Raw genomic sequence first — 23,929 nt, forward strand, 5'->3', positions numbered from 1 at the left:
CATGGCATTGGATACCAAAACGCCAAGCAAGCCTACCGGCAAAAATGCTGGAAAAGGCCCGACACCAAACGATGTCTTTAAACAGGCATTGTCTGGATGTATGCGTGCGGTATCTGGCGAGGAATTAGAAGTAACTTTTGCTAACGATCGGCCAAGCATGAGCGGCGACACGGCGCGCCTGCCTGAGCCTGCCCGCAAAATGACGGCGCGTGAAATTGCAACCACCCGTGGCCTTGCCGACAGCATGGCGCTTCGTCGTGCTTGTCATGATACCGGCGTGCACCGCAAGAATGCGCCGCAAGGGCAAATGGGTCAGGCAATTTTTGATGCTGTTGAACAAGCCCGTGTGGAAACACTTGGTGCTCAACGCATGCCTGGCATGGTGCCCAATCTCAATGCCATGCTGGAAGATAAATACCATCGCGGCAATTATACAGACATCACAGATAAAGCTGATGCACCGTTAGAAGATGCTATCGCTCTTATGATGCGCGAGCGCCTAGGGGGCATGAAAATTCCTGCGAGCGGCGAAGCCGTCGTCGATATGTGGCGCGATTTCATTGAAAGCAAAGCAGGCACCACCCTCGATGAATTGGGCGACCTTCTTGATGACCAAGAAGGCTTTGCAAATGGCGTGCGTGATCTTCTGACATCCCTCGATATGTCTGACCAAATTGGCGAAGACGATCGCTCTGAGGATGACAACGAAGACGGCGACGATGCAGCCGATCAGAACGACAACAGCAGCGAAGAAAATGATGGCCGTCAGGATCAAGCCGATTCTGACGATGAAGGCGATCCAGAGATGACTGAAGCCTCCGGTGAGGAACAGGATACTGGTGAAACCGAAATGGGCGAAACATATGCCGATGATATGTTTGACGAAGACTTCGGTGACTTTGAAGAAGAAGATGGCGACGCCCCACGCCCAGACCATAATTTTGCCAATGAACCGCCCGTCATTGATTACAAAATCTATAGCGGTGACTTCGATGAAATGGTTGGTGCAGAAGAACTTTGCGACGGTGAAGAGTTAGAACGCTTGCGCGGCTTCCTCGACAAACAACTCAATCAAATGCACGGCGTTGTTGCAAAGCTTGCAAACCGCCTCCAACGCCGCCTTCTCGCTCAACAAAATCGCGGCTGGGATTTCGATCTTGAAGAAGGCGTTCTCGATACAGCAAGGCTCGTGCGCGTGGTCACAGACCCAATGCAGCCGCTTTCCTTTAAAGCAGAGCGCGATACAGAGTTCCGCGATACTGTCGTGACCTTATTGCTTGATAATTCAGGCTCCATGCGGGGCCGACCGATTACAGTGGCCGCCGTTTGCGCCGACATTCTCGCCCGCACACTAGAGCGGTGCGGCGTTAAAGTTGAGATTTTGGGCTTCACCACCAAAGCGTGGAAAGGCGGACAGTCTCGCGAGAAATGGTTGCAAGATGGCAAGCCCACAACACCGGGTCGCCTCAATGATTTGCGCCATATCGTCTATAAATCAGCCGATGCCCCTTGGCGTCGTGCAAGACGTAATCTTGGCTTGATGATGCGCGAAGGCTTGTTGAAAGAAAACATCGATGGTGAAGCGCTATTGTGGGCGCATAACCGTTTGATTGGCCGACCTGAAAACCGCAAGATTTTGATGATGATTTCAGACGGTGCGCCGGTTGATGATTCAACGCTTTCAGTAAACGCGGGCAATTATCTCGAAAAACACCTGCGTGGTGTGATCGAAGAGATTGAGAATAATTCACCCGTTGAATTGCTCGCAATCGGTATCGGCCATGATGTGACCCGCTATTATAAGCGCGCGCTCACCATTGTTGATGCGGAAGAACTTGCCGGTGCAATGACAGACAAGCTTGCCGAGCTATTTGATGAGAACATCAAATCAGATTGGGACAGCCCTGCGCCAAAAAGCAATCAAATGCGCGGACCAATGGCTGTACCACCGACAGTTGAAAGCATGCAAAAGGGCGCCCCAGAAAGTGACAAATTAAAAGCGGCCCGTATCATGGCGGAACTAGCCAAGGGTCGGGTGGTTAAATAATGACCCGTTGCTGGCGAACTGTCTTAACGTTTGCGACTGTTTTATTTTCAATTGTTTTGAGCCAATTGGTTCAGGCTCAAGAAAAGCCCTTCTCGGTCGATGTCAAAGCAGAAATTTTTACGACTTTCGAGCCAAGCAAACCAAACCAACAAACCTATGGCCCGCTCACATTTAAAGGTGGCGCAGCACTGATAGGCAACAGCCGAGCTTTTGGCGGCCTTTCTGGCATACAAGTCGTCAATCAGGGAAGACGGCTCATTGCAATTTCTGATTCTGGTTATTGGCTCACGGCGAAAATAACGCGCGATGACAATCAAAGCTTCAAAGCTTTGAAAAATGTCAAAATGATCAAAATTTATTCCGGCGCTGGGCCGCGCGGTGCGGTCGATAAATATTACCGTGACGCTGAAGGCCTCGCCCGTTTGGATAACAAGCTTTACGTGTCGTTTGAAGGCGCGCACACAATATCAGAATATGGCTACACAAAAACAGGCCTCCTGCTTGACCCTCGCGTGTTAAAACTACCAGACAGCCTGAAAAAATCGCAACAAAACAAAGGCATGGAAGCACTCGCCCATGCCCCACGCGGCACAACCTTGGAAGGCCATCTGGTTACCATTCTTGAGCGCGGTGGCAGACGCCATGAACCGACCTATGGGTGGATTATCAACCCAGAAGGAACCAGCGATAAAGAAGGCCGCTTCACGTTAAAGCGCGACAGTTTATTCGACATTACGGGCGCTGAGTTTTTAAAAAACGGCGACCTTTTGGTGCTAGAACGCCGCTTCACCTTAGCGACAGGTGCGGGCATGCGTCTGCGACTTATAAAAGCGGATGAATTGAAGAAAGGTGCGACCATCACTGGTAAAGTCGTGTTTGAAGCAGGACTGCCACACCGTATCGACAATATGGAATCAGTATCGATCTATGAAAATGAAGCAGGCGAAACCATTTTATCCTTCATTTCAGATGACAATCATTCAGTCTTACAGCGAACGATATTTTTGGAGTTCGTACTCGATGCGAATAAGCTGTAACCACTTCATTTAAGAATGAAATTTCACGAAATTTGGTTGTGCGCCATATTTAGGCTAACAAGTTGATTATGAGTTTTATAAAGACCCTTAAATGACCGGAGTTTTCATCGTGCGACGCTTCTTTTCGCTCTTATCAGTTGCAGTCTTTCTGCCTGTAGCAATTGCACAAGCGGCAACAACCCCAGTTCCAAAGGTGAACCCTTCCGCAGGTAACGCCTCCGCTCCCGCAGTCGCACAAGCAGCAACCGCGCAAGAAGGTCTTGCACCCAAAGCAACTGCAAATTTGCAAAAGAAATTCACCCTTGAAGGTTTTTTTGCTGGAGAAACCATTGCCAAAGGCACCATATTTTCAAAAACCGTTGGCGCATCGCGGTCCTTTAATATGACGACTACTGGCACATGGGACGGCAAAGTATTGACGCTGGTTGAGAACTATCAATATGCCGCAGGTGATAACGAACAGCGCATCTGGAAATTCACCAAAACGGGCGATGGCAAATACACAGCAACCAGCAAAGAAATTCAGAAAAAAGTGAAGGTCGAAATCAAGGGCCGCGTTGCCAGTTTCAAATATCAAAAGAAACTCTCCCGCCCCGGCAAGAAACCGGTGAAAGTAACATTCACTGAGCAATGGGCGCTCAGAAAGAACGGTATACTTGCAAGCACAACAAAGTTGAGCAAACTGGTACGCGTAGGGCGTGAAGCCATCAACTTTGCCCGTGTAGGCAACGAAGCAGCACTAAAAGCACCAGGCTTTTAGGATAATCCCACAAAAAACTTGCAATTTTGCGCTAATTGAACGCATGACACCGCATGAAATTTCTTGATCAAGCAAAAATATACATTTCCTCAGGCAAGGGTGGAGCTGGCTCCATTTCCTTTAGACGGGAGAAATACATTCAACACGGTGGACCCGACGGCGGAGACGGTGGCAGTGGCGGGCATGTTTTTGCCGAATGCGTCGATGGCCTCAACACGCTCATTGATTATCGCTACCAACAACACTTCAAAGGCAAAACTGGCGGCCACGGCATGGGCCGCAACAGACACGGCGCCAATGGTGATGATTGCATCGTGAAAGTGCCTGTGGGCACGCAGATTTATTTCGAAGACAATGAAACTTTGATCGCTGATTTTACGAAGATTGGCGAAAAGGTTCGTATTGCCCGTGGTGGCAATGGTGGCTTTGGCAACGCTTATTTCAAATCTGCCGTGAACCAAGCCCCCCGCCGCGCCAACCCTGGCGAAGACGGCGAAGAGATGACCATCTGGTTGCGCTTGAAGCTGATTGCTGATGCTGGCCTCGTCGGTTTGCCGAACGCAGGTAAATCGACTTTCCTTGCAAGCGTTACGGCTGCAAAACCAAAAATTGCTGATTACCCTTTCACCACCTTGCACCCTAACTTGGGCGTGGTGCGTATTGATGCGCGTGAATTTGTTTTGGCTGATATTCCAGGCCTTATTGAAGGCGCTCACGAGGGCGTTGGCATTGGTGACCGCTTCTTGGGCCACATTGAACGTTGCGCGACGAACCTCCACTTGGTTGATGGAACGGCTGATGACGTTGCAGAAAGCTACCGCATTGTGCGCGGTGAACTTAATGCATACGCCAATGGCCTAGAAGAAAAACCAGAACTGGTGGCACTCACAAAAGTTGACGCACTCAGCGATGATGAGATCAAAGCAAAAACCAAAGAGCTCGAAAAAGCCTGCAATTCAAAAGTGCTCCCCCTATCAGCACCGACCCGCCAAGGGGTTGATGAAGTGCTGCGCGCCTTGATGGATGCAATTACCGGCAAGCGCGATGCAGAACGTGCTGCCAATGAACCAGAAAGTGAAGGCTGGAGCCCGGTTTAATCATGGCGAAGCTGACCAATTTCAAACGCATCGTTGTCAAAATCGGCTCAGCCCTTTTGGTTGACCATTCGACTGGAACGCTCCGACGTGATTGGCTTTTTTCCCTTGCAGACGACATGGCATGGTTGAAGCAGCAAGGTCTCGACGTCATTGTTGTATCAAGCGGCGCGATTGCCCTTGGCCGCCATGTGTTGGGCCTTCCTGATGGTCCATTGAAGCTTGATGAAAGTCAGGCAGCCGCAAGTGTCGGGCAAATCGCGTTGGCACCCGCATGGGAAGAAGCACTCAGCAGACATAAAATCACCACGGGTCAGGTTTTGCTAACATTGGCTGACACGGAAGAGCGCCGCCGCTATCTCAATGCACGCGCGACCATTGGCACCTTGTTGAAACTTGGGGCCGTGCCAATCATCAACGAGAACGACACGGTTGCAACCGCTGAAATTCGCTATGGCGACAATGATCGTCTGGCCGCTCGCGTCGCGACCATGACGGGCGCTGATGGCCTAACGCTGTTGTCTGACATTGATGGCCTTTACGATGCGCCACCAGCCGACAACCCAAACGCCAAACACATTGCCAAAATCGCACAGATCACCCCTGAGATTGAAGCAATGGCAGGCTCTGCCGGAAACGCTTATGCATCCGGTGGTATGACCACTAAAATTGAAGCGGCAAAGATAGCAGTCGCAGGCGGCACAACAATGGTGATTGCGTCAGGCCAAGAACTGCATCCACTTAAGGCCGTAGAAGACGGCGGACTTTGCACCTTGTTTGAAGCGCAAGAAACGCCACTTGATGCCCGAAAAAAATACATTGCAGGCCACCTCGATCCGCATGGAAAATTGATTTTGGATGCGGGAGCTGTGAAAGCACTTAACGCTGGTAAAAGCCTTCTTCCTGCTGGCGTCACAACCATTGAAGGTACCTTCGAACGCGGCGATACGGTTTCCATCGCATCCCCAAAAGGCGAAGAAATTGCCCGTGGTCTTGTTGCCTATGATGATCAGGAAGCGGCACAAATTCTCGGCTGTCAAAGTGGCGACATTGAAAATGTACTTGGATACCCTGGCCGCGCGGTGATGGTTCACCGCGATGATTTGGTGATGATGAGTTAGGTCTGAACCTAAGATTAAAAACTCGCCGCGAATCGCGCTATATCTCGTTGAGTTAAACATTCGAGATAGCACCATGGCTAAATCCGTTACCGGTCCAGAAATTGAACGCCTCGTGCAATTGCTCGCCAAGCTTCCGGGCCTTGGCCCACGCTCTGCACGCCGTGCTGTTTTGCATCTGGTAAAAAACAAAGACAAATTACTAACACCGCTTGCTGGTGCTTTGAACGAAGCCGTCACCACAATCGTTGAATGCGAAAAATGCGGCAACGTCGACACCACCTCTCCTTGCACTATTTGCAACGACCCAACGCGCGATCCAAACACGCTGGTGGTTGTTGAAGATGTCTCCGACCTTTGGGCACTCGAACGCGCGACAGCGGTTACAGGCCGCTATCATGTTTTAGGCGGCACGCTCTCGCCGCTTGATGGTATTGGCCCTGAAGACCTCAACATTGCAAGCCTGATTACACGGGTTCAAGAAAGCACGAGTGACGCACCAATCAAAGAAGTCATTCTTGCCGTTAATGCGACCGTCGAAGGGCAAACGACGGCCTATTACATTATGGATCATCTGGCAGAATTTGATGTCTCGGTTTCACGGCTTGCCCATGGTGTGCCAGTGGGTGGTGAGCTTGATTATCTGGATGAGGGAACTTTGTCTGCCGCCATTCGCCAGCGCACCTCGCTTTAATGCAGCAAATGCTTTAGGCGTGTTGGATCATGTCAAAAACGCAAGACCCTTTAAACGTCACTCATAAGACGGTTTTCACCATTGCAGTGCCGATGGGACTTGGCTATTTGACGACGCCTCTGGTGGGCATTGCAGATACGGCGATTGTTGGCCAATTGGGTCAAGCAGCGCTCATTGGTGGCGTGGCTGTTGCCGCCGCTTTTATCGGCATTCTGCTCACCACGTTTAACTTCTTACGCTTTGCAACATCCGCCCTCACCGCTCAAGCTATTGGGCGCAAAGACGGTGAAGAAGTGGTGGGCGTGCTGCTTCGTTCTTGCTTAATCGGCATCATCGCTGGCCTGCTCATCATTGCTTGCTCGCCGCTCATTTTAAAATACGGCCTCATCATCATGAGCCCGAGCGATGCTGTAGCCGACGCAGTGCGGGATTATTTCAATGTCCGCATTTTGGCAACACCGTTTTCCCTGCTCAACTTTGTCTTCTTTGCTTGGTTTGTTGGAACAGATCGCCCAATTTTAAGCTTCCTCACCCAGACATTTTTAAACGTGCTCAACATCGCTCTCACCTATTATTTCGTGCTGATTGAAGGCATGGGTGTTGAAGGCGCGGCGTGGGGCACCGTGGTTGCAGAAGCGGTCACCGTCTTGGTGTCAATCTTCTTTGCCATCAAGCCTGTTTCAAAATTTGCAGGCCAACTGTTCGCCATGACATTCCATCTACGCAAGCTAACCGCCATGATGATTTTAAACAGCGACATCATGGTGCGCTCATTCTGTCTGCATATAGCCTTCGTCTTTTTCACCCGCCAATCAGCTCAGCAATCAGACAACATTCTTGCCGCCAATGAAATCTTGCTGCACTTCTTTATGATTGCTGGATATTTCCTCGACGGCTTTGCCGTTGCCGCAGAACAATTTGTAGGCCGCGCGATTGGCGCAAAAGATCGAAGCACCTTTAAACGAGCAGTTAGACTGACTGCTTTTTGGAACGTGGTGCAGGCAACCCTTTTATCCTTGGTGTTTGTCATCTTTGGCAGCTTGATTATCGCCTTCATGACACCCAATGACGAAATCAGAGCCATTGCCGCCATCTATTTAATCTGGGCAGTAATCACACCATTGGTCGGTGTTGCAGCTTTTCAAATGGACGGTATTTTCATTGGCGCCACATGGTCACGAGACATGCGCAACACGATGATCATGTCAGTCGTTTTAATGATCATTGCCTATTACGTCTTCTTCCCAATCTTAGGCAATCACGGGCTTTGGCTCGCGCTCAACATATTCCTCGGTTTAAGAGGCTTGCTGCTCTACCTCAGATTAAAAGGCCGCGAGAACGCGACTTTTAGGGCGGACTAGTCGCCTTTTAGCAAGCGCTCAGTATCGATTGAAACAAGGTCAGCAACGCTCGATACTTTTTCCATACGCACAGCTTCTTCAAGCGTATCTTTGATCTCATCAATCAAATCGAAACCGCCGTAAATGAGGCCCGTATAGACCTGCAACAAATTCGCGCCTGCTTTCATTTTCTGCAATGCGCTGGCACCATCCGTGATACCGCCAACACCGATAATCGGCATGTTGGGCCCAACAGCGCGGCGCATTTTTGCAAGCACCAAAGTAGAAGCGTCAAACACCGGCGCGCCAGAAAGACCACCCGCTTCTTCGGCCAATTCATGCCCTGCAATTTTCTCACGTGATACTGTGGTGTTAGACACGATCAAGCCTTCAATACCGCTATCCAACACTTCACCCGCAATCTCATCGATTTCGCGGTCTGAAACGTCGGGCGCGATCTTCAAGAAAATGGGCGCTTTATATCCGACCTCAACAGCCACTTCATCACGCTCCGCTCTGATCGAGGTTAGAAGCTGACGAAGCGCTTCCGCCCCTTGCAAATCCCGCAGGCCCGGCGTGTTGGGTGACGAAATATTCGCGGTGAAATAAGTCGCCACATCAGCAAATTTTCGAATGCCTTTGATGTAGTCGTCAATAAAATCATCCGAGGTTTTATTCGCCCCAATATTGACGCCTACAATGCCACCTTTTTTGCGACGTTGCACAAGGCGCTTTTTAACAACATCATGGCCTTCATTATTAAAACCAAGTCGATTGATAACAGCCTTTTCGTCAGGCAACCGAAACACACGAGGTTTCGGGTTCCCCTCTTGCGGCAAAGGCGTCACGGTGCCGACTTCTGAAAAGCCCATACCGCGCCTCATCAACGCATCTGGCACTTCTGCGTTTTTATCAAAACCAGCTGCAATACCCAGTGGGTTTGGAAAGGTAATGCCCGCAACATCAGAACGCAGCACAACACTATCTATGCGTTTAGTGGCTTTCACCGCGCCACGTTTCAGCGCTTTCACGCCCGCCAAATGCGCGCGCTCTGCATTCAATTTCATCAAGCCCAAACGGGCGAGGTTTTCGAGAAAACTCATGGTTCTAGTTCATCTCCGGAAAATCATGGTTGCCATCTTCTTTGAGCGGTAGTGGTTTGACCCATTCAACAACGCTAACATCAAGCGCACCATAAAGATGAGGAAACAATGCGCCACCACGGGATGGTTCCCATTTCAACCCATCGCCAAGCTGGTCGCCTTCAACTGCAATCAAGAGCAAATCCTCTTGCCCACTAAAATGCTTCGCCGCCGTCTCTCGTGCCTGCTCAGCCGTGGAGAAATGAATATAGCCGTCGCTATGGTCAATCGGTGCGCCATCAAACACACCCTTAACTTCTGCTTGCTGCCAAAGCGCCTGCGGGCAAATTTTATAAATTACCGTCATCGTTCCAATATCTGCTCAATTTGAGGATGCATTGCAAAGGCCATGCCCTACCGCTTTTGTCAATCCAAACAACTTGCTGTATATTATGGTTAACAAAAACTGAATGATAGGATTTCAGCGTATTTTGCTGACTTACTGACCCTATCGACACGGGATCGAAATGCTGAAGCCTAAAACATATCTAACCACGTTTCTCGTCTTTGGCTTACTGTTTAGCCAAATGGCATCTGCCCACACTAAATATGAAGTGAGGGAAATAGAAAACGGTGGCTATATGCTGCTCAACACCGTTACCGGTGATTTGAATGTTTGTGAGCGGCAGCATGATGGCTATCGCTGTGAGAACTTTGTTCCTTTGTCTGATGAGTTGATAGAGGCAAAAAGCACGCCGTCTGATTGGCATAGTGCTTTCAAAACGACCTTCCAAAACGCCGTTTTAAAGGCGCGCAGTGGACTATTGTTTTTACTGGCAGAAGAAAATTTTGAAGGCATCACCAATCTGTCAAAAGAAGCCTTCAATCGGCTGTTCATCTTCACCGACCAATTAAAAGCACGCAGCTAGCAATGGCGATCTCACTGACAAGAATAATAATTGCTCTTTTGGGGATCGGTTTAACCGTTCTCATCATCCTTGCAGTTTTCGAAGCTCCCATTAATGAGAGCTTTGTAAGAATTACACAGGATTTTTGGGGTTGGAGCGCCTTCGTCGACCTTTATCTAGGCTTTATTTTGATCGCAATCATCATTGCCGCCTTTGAAGAAAACAAAATTGTTGCAGCCTTCTGGATTTTGCCAGTATTCTTTTTGGGCAATATTTGGTCAGCATTGTGGTTCGTGCTCAAACTACCAACACTTGCAAATCGCCTAAAAAGGCACGCAATACCTAAGTGAACGCTCATTAATTAAGCGAAAGCACAAATTTGTGCCATCTACCACTTTTTCATGATTGCGCTAGGTAAAGTTTCTGCGATATTGTGCACACTTAGCGGGAGGGCTAAATTTTGATGACAGCACCATGCATAGTGGTTGCAGATGACCATCCTTTATTCAGGGATGCGCTATCTGGCATCATATCTGTTGGCTTCTCTGGAGCCTCAGTTGTTTCAGCAGAAGACCTAACAACGACCATTAAAGCACTTGAAGAAACTGCCGATGTGGACTTGGTATTGTTGGACCTTAACATGCCAGGCGTTCAAGGTTTTTCAGGCCTGATTTTTTTGCGCGGCCAATATCCGACAATTCCAATCATCGTGGTTTCTGGTAGCGAGGACCTTGATACGATCCGCCGTTCAGTTTCGCTCGGCGCATCAGGGTTCATTCCAAAATCTAGTGATACAGACACAATCAAAAGTGCAATGAATAATGTGCTTAATGGTGGTGTTTGGGTACCCGATCAAGCAGCTATTGATAATGAAACTGAAGATGATGAGTTGCTCGAAATAGCGTCGCGTCTTTCAACCCTGACACCGCAACAAATGCGAGTGTTGATGATGTTGAAAGAAGGCCTGCTCAACAAGCAAATCGCTTATGAGTTGACCGTGTCTGAGGCAACAGTAAAAGCCCATGTATCAGCGATTTTACAAAAGCTCGATGTAAACAGCCGCACGCAAGCTGTTATCGTTGCATCCAAAATCGCCACAACTTAAAATCACCAGAAGCAGGACCTAGGGTCAAGGCCGTAGCCTATTCAGCAGCAACCCGCGTTAAACGCCATTGCGACAATAGGGCACGAAGTGCTGCTGGCTTCAACGGTTTGCGCAAGACCAGTATTGCGCGCTCTTCAGCCGTATTTTGCACAGCACGTGAGCGATCCGCAGTCAGCAAAATACTCGGCAAGTCGGCGCGATGGCGATTGCGGCATTCTTCAATCACATCAATGCCGGTTCCAACATCAAGGTGATAATCTGCAATAATTCCATCTGGCACATCGCCATGTTCATCAATCACATCGAGAGCGTTTTTGAGGCTGTCAGCTGTCAAAACAGTGCAATCCCATCCAGACAACATCGAACGCATGCCCTTCAAAATTTCAGGTTCATTATCAATACATAAAATAACAAGCCCGTTTAGCTGAGCGCTGACAGGTGACGGCGCAACAAGCTCTTTGCTCGCCTTATCAATATTGGCAGGCTTCGCAACACTCTTAACCCCAACAGAAAATTTGGAGCCTTGTCCAAGTTCAGATTCAAACTCAATCGGATGGTTTAAAACCTTCGAAATACGCTCCACAATTGACAAACCAAGCCCTAAGCCAGATGCAGCTCTCGCGCCATCTTCAAGGCGGTGGAATTCTCTAAAAATATCTCCACGATGGGTTTCGGCTATGCCTTGTCCCGTATCAGTCACCTCAATCACAAAGTCATTTTTCGAACCTTTTGCCGCAACCAACACCTTACCCGTTTCTGTGTATTTGATGGCGTTCGAAATTAAGTTTTGTAACAATCGGCGAAGCAGCCGTTCATCGGAATTCACAAAGGCTGCAGAGTGAGAAATGGTAAGCGATAAGTCCTTCTCCATTGCTTGGGGTGCGAATTCAACTTCCAATTGATCAAACACATCTTGAATAGCGAAGATGGCAAATCGCGGTTTTAGGGCACCCGTGTCCAGCCGACCAATATCAAGAACGGCACCTAAGATATCTTCCACGCCACCCAGCGACGCATTGATCTTTTGGACATATTCTTCCGTCACCTGATCGCCGTCCCGTGTCGCTCTATCTGCTAACGTTGTGGCGTATAAACGTGCAGCATTGAGAGGTTGCAAGATGTCGTGTCCAGCAGCGGCCAGAAAACGCGTCTTGCCTATATTAGCGTCATCGGCTTCAGCCTTCGCATCAGTCAATTCACTATTGAGATACATCAATTCTTCTGTCCGCGTTCTAACCCGTGCTTCCAACGTTTCATTTGATCGTGTCAGCGCTTCTTCATTCAATATACGGTTGGTAATATCGTTGATAGACAGCACAAAACCACCTTCAGGCATCGGCTTAGTACGCACTTCAACCGCACGACGGGCGATTGCAAGGCGCTCTGTGATAACCTCAGTACTGCCACTATAAGAAGCAATACGACTTGCAATGTCCCCCTCAATCGAACCAAGACCAAATTCGCCTGCTTCTGCCATATGTCGCAAAATTCGGCCAAGCGACGTGCCCACCTCCCCAAACTCAACAGGCAAATCCAAGATGGTGCGGAAGTTTCTGTTCCAACAGGTAAGCCGTAAATCAGAATCAAACACGGCCAAGCCCTGTTCAACCTCATCAATCGCAACTTGCAAAAGTTCGCGGTTATATTGAATGGCCGCGGTTGCTTCATCCAACAATTGCACCGCTTCTTGCGGGTCTGCCCTTTGCCTGCTGATTAACAATGTCATGACAAGACGCGCAGACGATGCACCAATGGCAGAAGCGAGCAATTGCTCAGCAAAACGCAATAGCGGCACATCGGCAATATTGTCAGGATTGAGAACCAAGGAGTTTTCACGCGCGAAACGATCAAAGGAGCGCGCGACCCGTTCTTGGCCAAGATAATGACCAACTGTGTCCTGCAACTCACCCACCTTAATTGGCGTATGCCAGCGCTTATAAACATGTGAAGGCACATAACTACGCGCCACGAAAACATCTGATTGAAGCCGTTCAATTGGCGATTGTGTGGTCATAAGAGAGACCACAACAAACAAAAGGCTATTCACACCAAGCGACCAAAGCGTCCCATGCATAAGAGGCGAAAACTCGGTGCCAAACAAAGCTCTCGGTTTCAAGGCTTCAATGCCGAAAGGGCCGTTCGCAAGAATAGACGGGTCGATCAAACCTGAATCGACAAAAGTTGGTAAAATCAACGTGTAAGCCCAAAGCAAAAAGCCAACACCCATTGAGGCAATAGCGCCTCTTGATGTTGCCCGCTTCCAAAAAAGCCCACCAAAGAAGGCCGGGGCAAGTTGTGCAGCAGCCGCGAATGACAAAATACCGATAGACACCAAAGCCGCCGTATCACCCGCCACGCGGTAATAAACATAAGCAAGCAGAATAATCAGGAAGATCGCCCCTCGGCGAATATTCAAGATCAAGCCGTACATGTCACGATAAGGAATAACGCGGTTTGATGAACGGCGAACAATCCACGGCACAACAATGTCATTAGACACCATGATCGCAAGGGCAACTGTCGCAACAATCACCATCGCGGTCGCCGCCGATAGCCCGCCTAGAAATGCCACAATGGATATGAAATCCGCCCCATGTGAAAGAGGCAAAGCAAGCACAAATGAATCTTCATTGACCGCCGTATCGAATGACAACAAGCCAGCCAAAGCAATCGGCGCTACAAACAAATTGATCAAAATCAAATAAAGCGGAAACAACCAAATTGCGCGACGAGACTCATTGCCGCCGTTACTTTCCACCACCATTACATGAAATTGCCTTGGGAGAATAAAGAACGCACCAAAACTCAATATCGCAAAGCTAATCCATAAACCGTCACCCTGCTCTTGTATCAATGAGCGATATAATACTCCGCTTTCCTCGCCTTGCTGATAAAGGTCACCTGGACCATCAAACATGAACCAAGTGACGTAAATACCAACCGCCAAAAAAGCGACAAGCTTGATGACGGATTCAGTCGCGACTGCGAGCATCAAACCATTTTGGTGTTCCGTTGCATCCGTGTGACGTGCCCCAAACAAAATCGCAAAAGCCGCCATAGAGATCGCAATCAACAAAGGCAAATCACTGAAAAACGGGATGCTAGCCTCATTAGATAGCGTTTGATCACTCACCATAATCGCGACAGATGTTGAAAGCGCCTTTAACTGCAAAGCGATGTAGGGAACCGTACCAATCACAGCAATCAAGGTCGCGATCACAGCAACCGATTGCCGCTTGCCATATCTTGAGGCCAAAAAGTCAGCAATTGAAGTGATGCGTTCTTCTTTTGATAGCCTAATGATCCGGCGAAGAAGCGGATAACCAACAGTCACCAAAAGAACGGGACAGATATAAATCGCAAGGAAATCAAAACCTGAACGGGCCGCCACACCAACCGAGCCAAAGAACGTCCAAGAGGTGCAATACACAGCAATAGACAGAGCATAAATCGTCGGGCGCCAGCGCAACCAACGCTCAGAGCCTGCCTGCCTGTCGCCATAGGTCGCGACCAAAAACAGAAAGCCCATATAAACAAGCGAGATCAGCGCGATGGCTAATCCGCTGGTTAAATCAATTTTCCCAAATGTCGCAAGCAGGTCGCTCATCATTACTCAAATCACACAATCAAAGGCATTCCGCAATTTTGTAGCACATTTTCAATCAAGCGCACAAAACAGCGTTAATCGAAAGTTAAAATAGGGCTTCACACGCGCGTGTTGCTTTGCTATCACTGCAACGCAAGGTAGAAATTCCGCAGAAAAATGCGGGCTAAAATTGCCACAAAAAGTAAAACTGTTAGTACTCAGGGGACAAAAATGTTAAAAGAATTCAAAGAGTTTGCCATGAAGGGCAACATGGTCGACATGGCTGTTGGTATCGTTATTGGTGCAGCATTCGGCGCAATCATTTCATCATTGGTGGATGATGTATTCATGCCAGTAATCGGGCTTTTGCTCGGCGGCATCGACTTTTCCAACTGGTTTATCCCACTTGGCGAAGGTACATTTGCTACTGTTGAAGCTGCAAAAGAAGCTGGTGTTGCAACAATCAACATTGGTCTCTTCATCAATGCGATCATCAAATTCATCATCATCGCTTTCGCGTTGTTCATGGTGATCAAAGGCATCAACTCTGCTAAGAAAAAAGAAGAAGAAGCACCAGCAGAACCAGCTGCACCGCCAGCAAACGAAGTTCTATTGGCAGAAATTCGCGACCTTTTGAGAAAATAGCGAACTGCAAACTTCAAGAATTGAAAAACCCCGGCTTAGCTGGGGTTTTTTATTGGGTGGTGAAACCCACCACGAACCAATCCGTAATTTGACGATAGATGACAATTTAGAAGGGCTGGCATTTCGCCCTTACAAACCAACGTTGCGCGGGCAACTGAGAACTAAAACCTAACAATGCTCCGTTGACCAATTGGCTTATGTGAAAACTCTGGTATATTAAGCTAAACCGACCGAATCTCGGGGGATTTTCATGGTCGAACGAAGCCGTTCTGGTGCGCTTGAATATAGCGTTCGGGGGAACGATAAAACTGATGCCGATAATTATCGAGCTTCAAATGACTTAACCGTCTTTGAAGCGCGGTTTAATACTGTCCTTAAAACGGCCAGTGACGGTATTATTGTGACCAATGATCGCGCGCGCGTTTTAATGTACAACAAGTCATGCGAGGCCTTGTTTGGCTATCAAGCCGGCGAAATTGTTGGACGCTATGCAACCCTGTTAATGCCGCCACGCCATGCGAGAACAGATATTGGTTCAATCATCGACTACGTCAAAAATGGCGGCGATGATGTGATTGGCACAACCCACCAAGTTTACGGACAGCATAAAGACGGTTCATTGATCCCAATTGAGCTAACAATTGGTGAGGCCGATACACCCGCGGGTCGTCAATTCATCGGTGTGGTCAAAGATCTAAGAGCACACCAAACAAATCAAAACCGTATTGACGAGCTTCAACAGCAAGTACTCAAACTTTCACGGCACAATGCCATCGAAGAAGTGAATGCTGGAATGGCGCATGAGATAAACCAACCTCTAACCGCCCTCACCCTTTATTTGCAGGCGATTGAGAAGAAGAACAAGGTCTTTGACTTGCTCGACAAAGACATGTCCGACATTTTGAGCAAAGCAATGCGAGAAACTGAACGCGCGGGCAAAATTATTCAACGCATGCGTTGGTTTGGAAAATATGCGTTGATGCAAGATACATCCGCAAACATCGCCACGCTTATTCAAGATGCCTTTGAATTAACAACGGTTGGCAACCAACGAAGCGGCTTGGAAATCAACATAAATATCGAGGAAAATCTGCCAGATTTGCGCATTGATGCCATTCAGATTCAGCAAATTTTCGTCAACTTAATCCGAAACGCAATTGAAGCTGTGGCGGACCATAAAAAGGCAACCATTTGGATTAATGCCAAATATGAAAACGACTTTGTTGCCATTTCTGTCGCTGACTCAGGCTCTGGAATCCCTGAGGAAGCGAGAGGGCAACTTTTTTGCACATTCGCCAGCAACAAAGACACAGGCATGGGGTTGGGATTAGCAATATCCAACACGATTGCAGAAAATCATGGTGGACATTTCGATGTTGATTATGGGGGTAACGAACAAGGGGCCACATTCACGTTCCACCTACCGGTGAACCAAAAAGGATAAGATCATTTTGTTAGAGGCATCAAATTCTGATCGTAAAAAAATCTACATCGTCGATGACGATATCTCTGTGCGTGATGCCCTGCGGACAATCTTTGATCTGGAAGGCTACCAGCCCATCCTTTTTGATCGTGGCGACCAATTGTTAGATGGCCTTCGCGTCCATGGTGATCACCCAATTTTATTAGATGTTCATATGCCCGGCTCCTCTGGATTAGATATACTCAGCGCAATAGAAGCCACCAAATATGAAGCGCCCATTTTCATTATTTCTGGTCAAGGCGACATTCCAATGGCCGTCGAAGCCATTAAAGCTGGTGCCCATGACTTCATCGAAAAGCCTTTTGACAGCGATAAAATCATCGAACGTGTCAACGATGGTATCGCAAAGTTTGCAGCAAAAGATCGCGCTGGTGCCCCTAGTTTCCCAGGGGCAGATCTTTTAACAACCCGCGAAAGCGAAGTCTTAAAACTAATCGCAGCTGGCGCTTCCAATAAAGAAGCCGGACTTGATCTCACCATCAGTCCTCGCACTATAGAAGTTCATCGCGCGCGCATCATGGAAAAGTTAGGCGCTAAAAACGCAGCTGACTTAGTCCGCATAGTCCTGAGCCCACCCTCTCAACACTTGCCTTCATAACAAAATAAAAGGCAAAAAAGCCCCAACTGGCCAAATAACCAGTTTAGTCAACTTAACCGCTCGTTAGTGCTAACTTGCTAAAATCCCCCTACCATTTGTATTGAGTAGGGAGCGGCCTGATGCAGGACGTTGATTTTTCAGAGCTATCATTTGTTGTTGCCGAAGATGGTGCCTACATGCGCGCTATCATCCGAAATATGCTGCAAGGCTTTGGTTGTCGCCAAATTCACGAAGCTGAAGACGGTGCAACAGCGCTTGAACTCATTGAGCGCGTCATGCCCGACATTGTCATTCTTGATTGGATCATGCCTGTTCTTGATGGCTCCGACGTTATGCGAATGATCCGCCAGCCCGAACATCCAATGGCTTATGTGCCCGTTATCATGGTAACGGCACACACGGAACGCAAACGCATTTTAGAAGCCCGCCAGCTTGGTGTGAATGAAGTGCTCGGCAAACCGTTTTCCGCTAAAGCCGTATCGCAACGCATTCGCTCCGTCATCATGAACTCCCGTTCCTTTGTCAACGAAGGCGGGTACTTTGGGCCAGAACCGCGGGAAGTCATCTCGAACCGTTCAACGGCATCAGCAGCCCTTCGTGCGAAACAACAAGCACAAGGCGAAGAGCAAGAGGCATAAGCAACGCCTTTGCGACATTTTTCGCGTGGGCACACCGTTTTTTGTGTTTCAGCAAGCCGCATCATAGCGTATTAAATTCCTTCAAAGAACAGAAGGATACCCCATGTCTCGTGCTATTATCGTTTGTAAGAGCTGCCGTTATACCGCAGAAGAAAAGGTTGATGGCGAGGGGGTTACTGGCGGCGAAAGATTAGCCGAGCACTTGCAAAAAGCGCTCGAAGGCCGCGATGACATCACCATACAAGAACAAGATTGCCTTTGGGCCTGTTCCCAACACTGCAATGTTGTGATGTCCGACACTGAACGTTTTTCCTATCTTGCAGGACGCTTTGAGCCGAAACAAGAAGCCGCTGACGCCATTGTGGAATGGTTTGATAAACACGGTACGAGCAAAACCGGCCAAGTGCCGTTTCGTGAATGGCCACAAGAAATGAAAGGCCATTTTATTGCCCGCTTGCCTGTTCAAGGCTCGCCTGAAAATACGGATCCTGAGTGATGATCACGCTGGTTCTTGGTGGGGCACGCTCAGGCAAAAGCCGATATGCTGAACAGCTCGGCCATGATTGGCTGGAAGTCAACCCAAAAGGCGAACGGCTTTATATTGCGACCTGCCAGGCATTCGATGATGAAATGTCGAACCGTATCGACAAGCACAAACAGCAGCGTGGCGATAATTGGAAAACGATCGAAGAGCCGTTTCAGTTGAGCGATTGCTTGACGAGAGATGCAAACAAGTCTCGCTTCATATTGGTAGACTGCTTGACCTTATGGCTCACCAATCACCTGCTTGCTGAAAATAACATTGATCAGGAAATCTCAAACCTCTGCGATGCACTTACCAAAGCAGAGGGCGAAATTGTTCTTGTCGCCAATGAAGTTGGCCTTGGCATCGTGCCTGAGAACAAACTCGCCAGACAGTTCCGCGACCACGCAGGTATTTGCAACCAACGGGTGGCCGAAGTTGCCGACCGTGTCGTGTTCATCGCCGCCGGATTACCATTGGCCATGAAGGGTTAGACCAGCATTAAGGCAAGCAAGGTGACCACACCCAAAGTCACGGCCAACAATGTCATGCTCCAACGAAAAAATTCGATTGCAATCTTGATATCGGTTTTCGTCAAAAAGTCCCGACCATGGCCCATGGTTGCAAGGTCAACTTCCCGCCCTTCATAAGAACGTGGCCCGCCAAGCTTCAAACCAAGAGCGCCCGCCATCGCCGCTTCCGGCCATCCTGCATTGGGTGAGAGGTGTGACTTAGCATCACGCATCATCACTTGATAGGCTTGCTTGCCCGACCATTTTTGCTGCAAAAAAGCAGTAGCCACAAAGAGAAATCCGCACAGGCGTGACGCTGGATAATTGGCCAAATCATCAAGCTTTGCTGATGCCCATCCAAAATCCACGTACTTCTCACTGCGGTAGCCAACCATGCTATCCGCCGTATTGATTGCTTTATAAACAGCAGCACCCGGCAAGCCAAAAAGCATCATCCAAAACAGCGGCGCAATCACACCATCAGCAGTGTTTTCTGCAAGGCTCTCAACGCCTGCTTTCGCCACTTCACTCTCGCTCAATTGGCTAGGGTCACGCCCCACAATATGGGATACAGCCGCACGGCCTTTGTCGATACTCTCACTCAGCCCTTTGCCAACTGCATCCACGAAATCTCTCAATGATTTTTGCGCAAGCATGGAGGAGGCAAGCACCGCCTCAATCAACAATCCACCAACGAATGCGCGCAGAAAAAGTGAGATGAAAATCGCAACCACTAAGACAACAGAAATGACAATTACAAGCGCAAACGCCCCCTTTAATCGTCGAGAATTAGGTAGCGAATTCTCACTATTTAAAGAACGGTCCAAAATCGAAATAAGTTTACCTATCCACACAACGGGATGAGTGATGGCCTTATAAAGCCAATCTGGATATCCAACTAATCTTTCGAAAATGAGAGCTGTAAGAGCAATCAAAAGATTCATGGCTAGGTAACTCATAGCCCGCTCACTACTGCTTTTAAACGAGCAAGCTCATCATCATTTGCAGGCAAGCCAACACGCAACCAATTTCCATTATAATCAAATGATCGGACATAAATTTTCGCACGAAGCAGTTCTTTGAAAAGGGCTAGTTTTGAACTTTGATCAACCAAAGTAAAAAGATCAGTACCGCCAACAACGGGAATAGAGGCGTGTCTGAATATCTCCAGAACCGCATCCGTTTGCGCCTTCAAAAAGGCCCTCGTCTCGTTCTGCCAAGCAACATTGGAGAGCGCTTGAAACCCAATTTCTAAGGCTGGTCCAGACACAGGCCAAGAGCCGAGCTGTTTTGCCATTCCCTCAATTATCGCGGGCGGTGCGACCATAAAACCAAGCCTTACGCCTGCTAAACCAAAAAATTTTCCAATAGATTTCAATATGATGACATTAAACTCATCAACCAAAGCAGCAGTCGGCTTCTCGCCATCACCTAAATCAGCGAAGGCTTCATCAACAATCAACCAACTACCCGCACGCGTTTGTTTCTCGGCCAAGCCAAGTAACTCGTCAGCGCTATATTTGCGACCATCGGGGTTATTAGGATTGGTCAAAACCAAATTTCCATCATGATGTTCATCCGCACTCCCAATTAAAGAACAAGCACGAGCACTGCGTTGCCAAGCAGCTGCGTGGTCACCATAAGTCGGGCTGACAATTGAGACAGCCTCACCTTCAAAGAGATTTGGCAAAAGCTGGATTAAGAGAGCGGAACCAGAGGCTGCAAGAACGTGATCAGAGGACGGCGCACGGTAATATGTGGTGGCTGCACCAATTAATTTTTCACGCAAATCTTGGGTTGGCAGCCCGTGCCACAAGGACATATCGAGTTCTGGGATTGGATAGGCGCGCGGATTAATTCCGGTCGACAAATCTATCCAGCTAGATAGGTTTCCTGCCTCAAACCCAAATTCACGAGCAAGCGCCATTGCACTTTTTAGATCGCCGCCATGCACAGGAGCCGCCATTAGCCATTCCCTTTTGCAATTTCATAAAGACGGTCTAAATCAACATGAGTTTCCATGTGATCGGCCAACTGATTGAGCGTTTCATCAATCAATGAATTGTAGGAGAGATCAGCGGTTTGAAGTCCAAATGATGCGAGATAGGATTTTCTGAAATCATCGCTTGAGAAAATACCGTGCAAATAGGTTCCGGCAATTTGCCCGTCCCGTGCAACAGCCCCTTCTGGTCGCCCCTCAATCTCAGCAAAGGGGCGCGCGTGCGCAGGTCCATCGCTTTCACCTAAATGCATCTCAAAGCCATCCATCATCTCACCACTGGCAAGATGTTTTGCCACGCGGTTTTCAAGTGATTTTTTCGGCGTTAAAATTGTCTCAATATCAAGCAGACCAAGCCCATCAATGCTGCCACTTGCCCCCTCGATGCCATCAGGGTCATGAATTTTTTTACCCAGCATTTGATAGCCACCACAAAGACCGAGCACGCGACCACCACGCCTGACATGGGCCTTGAGATCAATGTCCCAACCCTGTTCATTGAAAAAAGCCATATCGGCCATCGTCGATTTTGAACCGGGTAACAAAACCAAATCAGCATCGGCTGGAATGGGCTCGCCCGCTTGTACAAAAATAACGGCAACACCCTCTTCAAGCCGAAGCGGATCAAGGTCATCAAAATTGGCAATACGGGCAAGGCGCGGGACTGCGATCTTCATCTGTCCTTTGTCGTTCGAAACATTATCAAGCGCCAAAGCATCTTCAGCTGGAAGGTTTCGAGCAGCCGCAAAATGTGGAACGACACCAGCTGAAAACCAACCCGTCGCTTCTTCAACAATCTTTATGCCTTCATCAAACAACGACACATCGCCATGAAAATTATTGATGAGGAAGGCTTTGATCCGCTGATTATCAGCCTCATCCAAAACCGCCTTAGTCCCAACAAGTGAGGCGATCACTCCGCCGCGATGAATATCGCCGACCAGCATCACAGGCAAATCGGCAGCATGGGCAAACCCCATATTGGCAAGGTCTGCCTTTCGAAGATTAACCTCCGCAGGACTGCCCGCCCCTTCCACTAGCACGAGGTCTGCGGTCGCCTTCATCCGCTCGAAGCTATCGAGGATTGCTGGCATAAATTGCTCACGGGTTTTGAAATATTCCCGAGCACTCATAGTCGCAGCCCGCTTGCCGTGCACAATTACCTGGCTACCGGTATTTGTCTCAGGTTTTAGCAAAACGGGGTTCATATGAACGGACGGCTCGACACAAGCCGCCAAAGCCTGAAGCGCTTGAGCGCGTCCAATCTCACCACCATCCGCTGTTACAGCTGCATTGTTCGACATGTTCTGTGGTTTAAACGGGCGCACGGTTAGACCACGATTTTTATACGCGCGGCAAAGCCCTGCAACAATCAGCGACTTACCAACATCAGACCCCGTACCTTGCACCATCAACGCGCTCATGAGCCATCCTCCGGCGCAATCACATGAGCGTAAGAACCGACGCATTTGCCAAATGATAAGCCCATAGGTTCAAGCACATCGCCCACAGCATTTTCAGCCGTAAACAGGGCTGTATTATCACCCTGCGCAATCAGCGTTGAATAATGGAATTCATGACCTCGCAAAGTCTTTGGCCACGGCAAGGCGCTGTTATGAGTAAGACGACGATAACCCAAATGCCGTGTGCGCTGTTCAAAGCTGGTGGTAACAGGCAATAGCCCCGCCATTTCATAGGCCACACCTTCGCCATCAATCAACACATCGCCCATCACCATAAAGCCGCCGCACTCACCATAAATCAGCGCGTCGCCGTTTAACCCTCTCAAGCCATCAAGAAACACTTCATTGTTCGCAAGCTTGCCCGCATGAAGTTCTGGATAACCGCCTGACAAGAACACAGCGTCAGCAGACGGATCAGGGACCTCATTGTTTAAAGGTGAAAATGGCAAAATTTCCGCACCTTGCCCCCGCCAGCCATCAATCATGTGCGGATAAGCGAAACTAAAAGCTTCATCCTTCGCCAAAGCAATACGCTGACCTAAAGGAGCAAGAGGTTTCACTTCAGCGGCGTCAAACCCACCACCTTGAAAAGCAGCAATCGCTTCAAGATCAACATGCGTCACCATCAAATCAGCGGCTTGCTCAATCAATGCTTCCAATGCGCCGTGCTCTTGAGCCTGAACCAAACCCAAATGGCGCGAGGGCATTTGCAGGCTTTCAACACGGGGCAAACAGCCAAGCACGGGAACATCAACGGCCTCCGCTGCTTTTCGAAGCAGCCCCGCATGGCGTTCACTCCCCACACGGTTGAAAATGACGCCCGCAATATCAACATCACCGCGAAAGCTCTTAAATCCATGCAAAAGGGCGGCAGCTGAAAAACTCTGTGAGCGGGCATCCACCACCATCACCACTGGCAGGTTTAAACAAGCCGCCAAATCCGCCGTTGAGCCATAGCCATTATCAGCTCCGTCAAAAAGGCCCATCACGCCTTCAACCAGCAGATAATCTTCGGTTTTGGCAAGATGCCTAACCCGCGCCTCACCCATTGCCCAAAGATCAAGGTTCACACAAGGGGCGCCAGATGCCCGCGCGTGAAAGGCTGGATCAATATAATCTGGCCCAACTTTCGCGCTTTTCACCCGCACGCCAGATCGCGCCAAAGCTCTCAACAAACCAAGCGTCACCAACGTCTTTCCCGACCCAGATTGGGGGGCCGCAATTACGCATCCATTTGGTGGTTGACGGGTCACAAAAAATCCTGACGTTTTAATCTTTCAAAGAGTTGTATAGAACG

23 protein-coding genes are annotated in these 23,929 nt (G+C 48.8%); 16 read left to right on the forward strand and 7 right to left on the reverse strand.

Features of this window, described 5'->3' with window-relative positions:
- Position 1: 1 nt before the first annotated feature.
- The 7 genes from cobT (at position 2) to ABJO30_13575 (ending at position 8,111) form a co-directional block, all read left to right on the forward strand.
- On the forward strand, positions 2 to 2,047 hold the full coding sequence (gene cobT, locus ABJO30_13545; GenBank protein ID MEP3233844.1) for a cobaltochelatase subunit CobT: 2,046 nt from the start codon (positions 2 to 4) through the stop codon (positions 2,045 to 2,047).
- Positions 2,047 to 3,084, forward strand: a complete 1,038-nt coding sequence (locus tag ABJO30_13550) for an esterase-like activity of phytase family protein (protein ID MEP3233845.1) — start codon at positions 2,047 to 2,049, stop codon at positions 3,082 to 3,084. Before cobT ends, ABJO30_13550 begins: the two co-directional genes overlap by 1 nt.
- A gap of 91 nt (positions 3,085 to 3,175) precedes the next feature.
- A complete protein-coding gene (locus ABJO30_13555; protein ID MEP3233846.1) occupies positions 3,176 to 3,844 on the forward strand; it encodes a DUF3833 family protein in 669 nt (222 codons plus the stop codon).
- A gap of 53 nt (positions 3,845 to 3,897) precedes the next feature.
- Entirely contained in the window at positions 3,898 to 4,941 is a 1,044-nt protein-coding gene (gene obgE, locus ABJO30_13560) for a GTPase ObgE (protein MEP3233847.1), read from the forward strand.
- A gap of 2 nt (positions 4,942 to 4,943) precedes the next feature.
- Complete coding sequence (gene proB / locus ABJO30_13565; protein ID MEP3233848.1) at positions 4,944 to 6,059, forward strand: glutamate 5-kinase; 1,116 nt, start codon at positions 4,944 to 4,946, stop codon at positions 6,057 to 6,059.
- Between the two features lie 73 nt (positions 6,060 to 6,132).
- Positions 6,133 to 6,750 carry a recombination mediator RecR gene (gene recR / locus ABJO30_13570; GenBank protein MEP3233849.1) on the forward strand — a complete coding sequence of 206 codons (618 nt, stop codon included), beginning with the start codon at positions 6,133 to 6,135 and terminating at the stop codon, positions 6,748 to 6,750.
- A gap of 29 nt (positions 6,751 to 6,779) precedes the next feature.
- Positions 6,780 to 8,111, forward strand: coding sequence for an MATE family efflux transporter (locus tag ABJO30_13575; protein MEP3233850.1), 1,332 nt, complete (start codon positions 6,780 to 6,782; stop codon positions 8,109 to 8,111).
- Here ABJO30_13575 and ABJO30_13580 read toward each other — a convergent pair.
- Positions 8,108 to 9,193 carry a quinone-dependent dihydroorotate dehydrogenase gene (locus ABJO30_13580; protein MEP3233851.1) on the reverse strand — a complete coding sequence of 362 codons (1,086 nt, stop codon included), beginning with the start codon at positions 9,191 to 9,193 and terminating at the stop codon, positions 8,108 to 8,110. The genes ABJO30_13575 and ABJO30_13580 overlap by 4 nt on opposite strands.
- 4 nt (positions 9,194 to 9,197) lie before the next feature.
- Positions 9,198 to 9,539: a DUF952 domain-containing protein gene (locus tag ABJO30_13585; protein MEP3233852.1), complete on the reverse strand. Its 342-nt coding sequence runs from the start codon at positions 9,537 to 9,539 to the stop codon at positions 9,198 to 9,200.
- 160 nt (positions 9,540 to 9,699) lie between these two features.
- Here ABJO30_13585 and ABJO30_13590 point away from each other — a divergent pair, with 160 nt between their 5' ends.
- The 3 genes from ABJO30_13590 (at position 9,700) to ABJO30_13600 (ending at position 11,185) form a co-directional block, all read left to right on the forward strand.
- Positions 9,700 to 10,101 (forward strand): hypothetical protein, encoded by a 402-nt coding sequence (locus tag ABJO30_13590; protein MEP3233853.1) that lies wholly within the window; start codon positions 9,700 to 9,702, stop codon positions 10,099 to 10,101.
- A 2-nt stretch (positions 10,102 to 10,103) separates the two neighbouring features.
- Positions 10,104 to 10,430 carry a hypothetical protein gene (locus ABJO30_13595; GenBank protein ID MEP3233854.1) on the forward strand — a complete coding sequence of 109 codons (327 nt, stop codon included), beginning with the start codon at positions 10,104 to 10,106 and terminating at the stop codon, positions 10,428 to 10,430.
- A 113-nt stretch (positions 10,431 to 10,543) separates the two neighbouring features.
- Positions 10,544 to 11,185, forward strand: a complete 642-nt coding sequence (locus ABJO30_13600) for a response regulator transcription factor (GenBank protein ID MEP3233855.1) — start codon at positions 10,544 to 10,546, stop codon at positions 11,183 to 11,185.
- Between the two features lie 37 nt (positions 11,186 to 11,222).
- Here ABJO30_13600 and ABJO30_13605 read toward each other — a convergent pair whose 3' ends face one another.
- Positions 11,223 to 14,795, reverse strand: coding sequence for a PAS domain-containing hybrid sensor histidine kinase/response regulator (locus tag ABJO30_13605; protein ID MEP3233856.1), 3,573 nt, complete (start codon positions 14,793 to 14,795; stop codon positions 11,223 to 11,225).
- A 207-nt stretch (positions 14,796 to 15,002) separates the two neighbouring features.
- On the opposite strand from ABJO30_13605, the gene mscL reads away from it, so the two are divergent.
- From mscL to cobU, 6 genes are all read left to right on the forward strand, one after another.
- Positions 15,003 to 15,416 (forward strand): large conductance mechanosensitive channel protein MscL, encoded by a 414-nt coding sequence (mscL, locus tag ABJO30_13610; protein MEP3233857.1) that lies wholly within the window; start codon positions 15,003 to 15,005, stop codon positions 15,414 to 15,416.
- 250 nt (positions 15,417 to 15,666) lie between these two features.
- Positions 15,667 to 16,860, forward strand: a complete 1,194-nt coding sequence (locus ABJO30_13615) for an ATP-binding protein (GenBank protein MEP3233858.1) — start codon at positions 15,667 to 15,669, stop codon at positions 16,858 to 16,860.
- A 7-nt stretch (positions 16,861 to 16,867) separates the two neighbouring features.
- A complete protein-coding gene (locus tag ABJO30_13620; protein ID MEP3233859.1) occupies positions 16,868 to 17,497 on the forward strand; it encodes a response regulator in 630 nt (209 codons plus the stop codon).
- A 119-nt stretch (positions 17,498 to 17,616) separates the two neighbouring features.
- On the forward strand, positions 17,617 to 18,135 hold the full coding sequence (locus ABJO30_13625; protein MEP3233860.1) for a response regulator: 519 nt from the start codon (positions 17,617 to 17,619) through the stop codon (positions 18,133 to 18,135).
- Between the two features lie 103 nt (positions 18,136 to 18,238).
- Positions 18,239 to 18,631: a DUF1636 domain-containing protein gene (locus ABJO30_13630; protein ID MEP3233861.1), complete on the forward strand. Its 393-nt coding sequence runs from the start codon at positions 18,239 to 18,241 to the stop codon at positions 18,629 to 18,631.
- Positions 18,631 to 19,152 carry a bifunctional adenosylcobinamide kinase/adenosylcobinamide-phosphate guanylyltransferase gene (gene cobU / locus ABJO30_13635; protein ID MEP3233862.1) on the forward strand — a complete coding sequence of 174 codons (522 nt, stop codon included), beginning with the start codon at positions 18,631 to 18,633 and terminating at the stop codon, positions 19,150 to 19,152. The genes ABJO30_13630 and cobU overlap by 1 nt, the downstream gene beginning before the upstream one ends.
- On the opposite strand, the gene cbiB is transcribed toward cobU, so the two are convergent.
- From cbiB to ABJO30_13655, 4 genes are read right to left on the reverse strand one after another with little or no spacing between them, the layout of a single operon-like run.
- On the reverse strand, positions 19,149 to 20,114 hold the full coding sequence (gene cbiB, locus ABJO30_13640; protein ID MEP3233863.1) for an adenosylcobinamide-phosphate synthase CbiB: 966 nt from the start codon (positions 20,112 to 20,114) through the stop codon (positions 19,149 to 19,151). The genes cobU and cbiB overlap by 4 nt on opposite strands.
- Positions 20,115 to 20,125: 11 nt before the next feature.
- Positions 20,126 to 21,136: a threonine-phosphate decarboxylase gene (locus ABJO30_13645; GenBank protein MEP3233864.1), complete on the reverse strand. Its 1,011-nt coding sequence runs from the start codon at positions 21,134 to 21,136 to the stop codon at positions 20,126 to 20,128.
- A complete protein-coding gene (locus ABJO30_13650) occupies positions 21,136 to 22,593 on the reverse strand; it encodes a cobyric acid synthase (GenBank protein MEP3233865.1) in 1,458 nt (485 codons plus the stop codon). Before ABJO30_13650 ends, ABJO30_13645 begins: the two co-directional genes overlap by 1 nt.
- Positions 22,590 to 23,885: a cobyrinate a,c-diamide synthase gene (locus ABJO30_13655; GenBank protein ID MEP3233866.1), complete on the reverse strand. Its 1,296-nt coding sequence runs from the start codon at positions 23,883 to 23,885 to the stop codon at positions 22,590 to 22,592. Before ABJO30_13655 ends, ABJO30_13650 begins: the two co-directional genes overlap by 4 nt.
- Positions 23,886 to 23,929: the final 44 nt, after the last annotated feature.

This window comes from Hyphomicrobiales bacterium, from assembly GCA_039973685.1.
In the GTDB taxonomy this organism is placed as follows: Bacteria; Pseudomonadota; Alphaproteobacteria; order Rhizobiales; family JACESI01; genus JACESI01.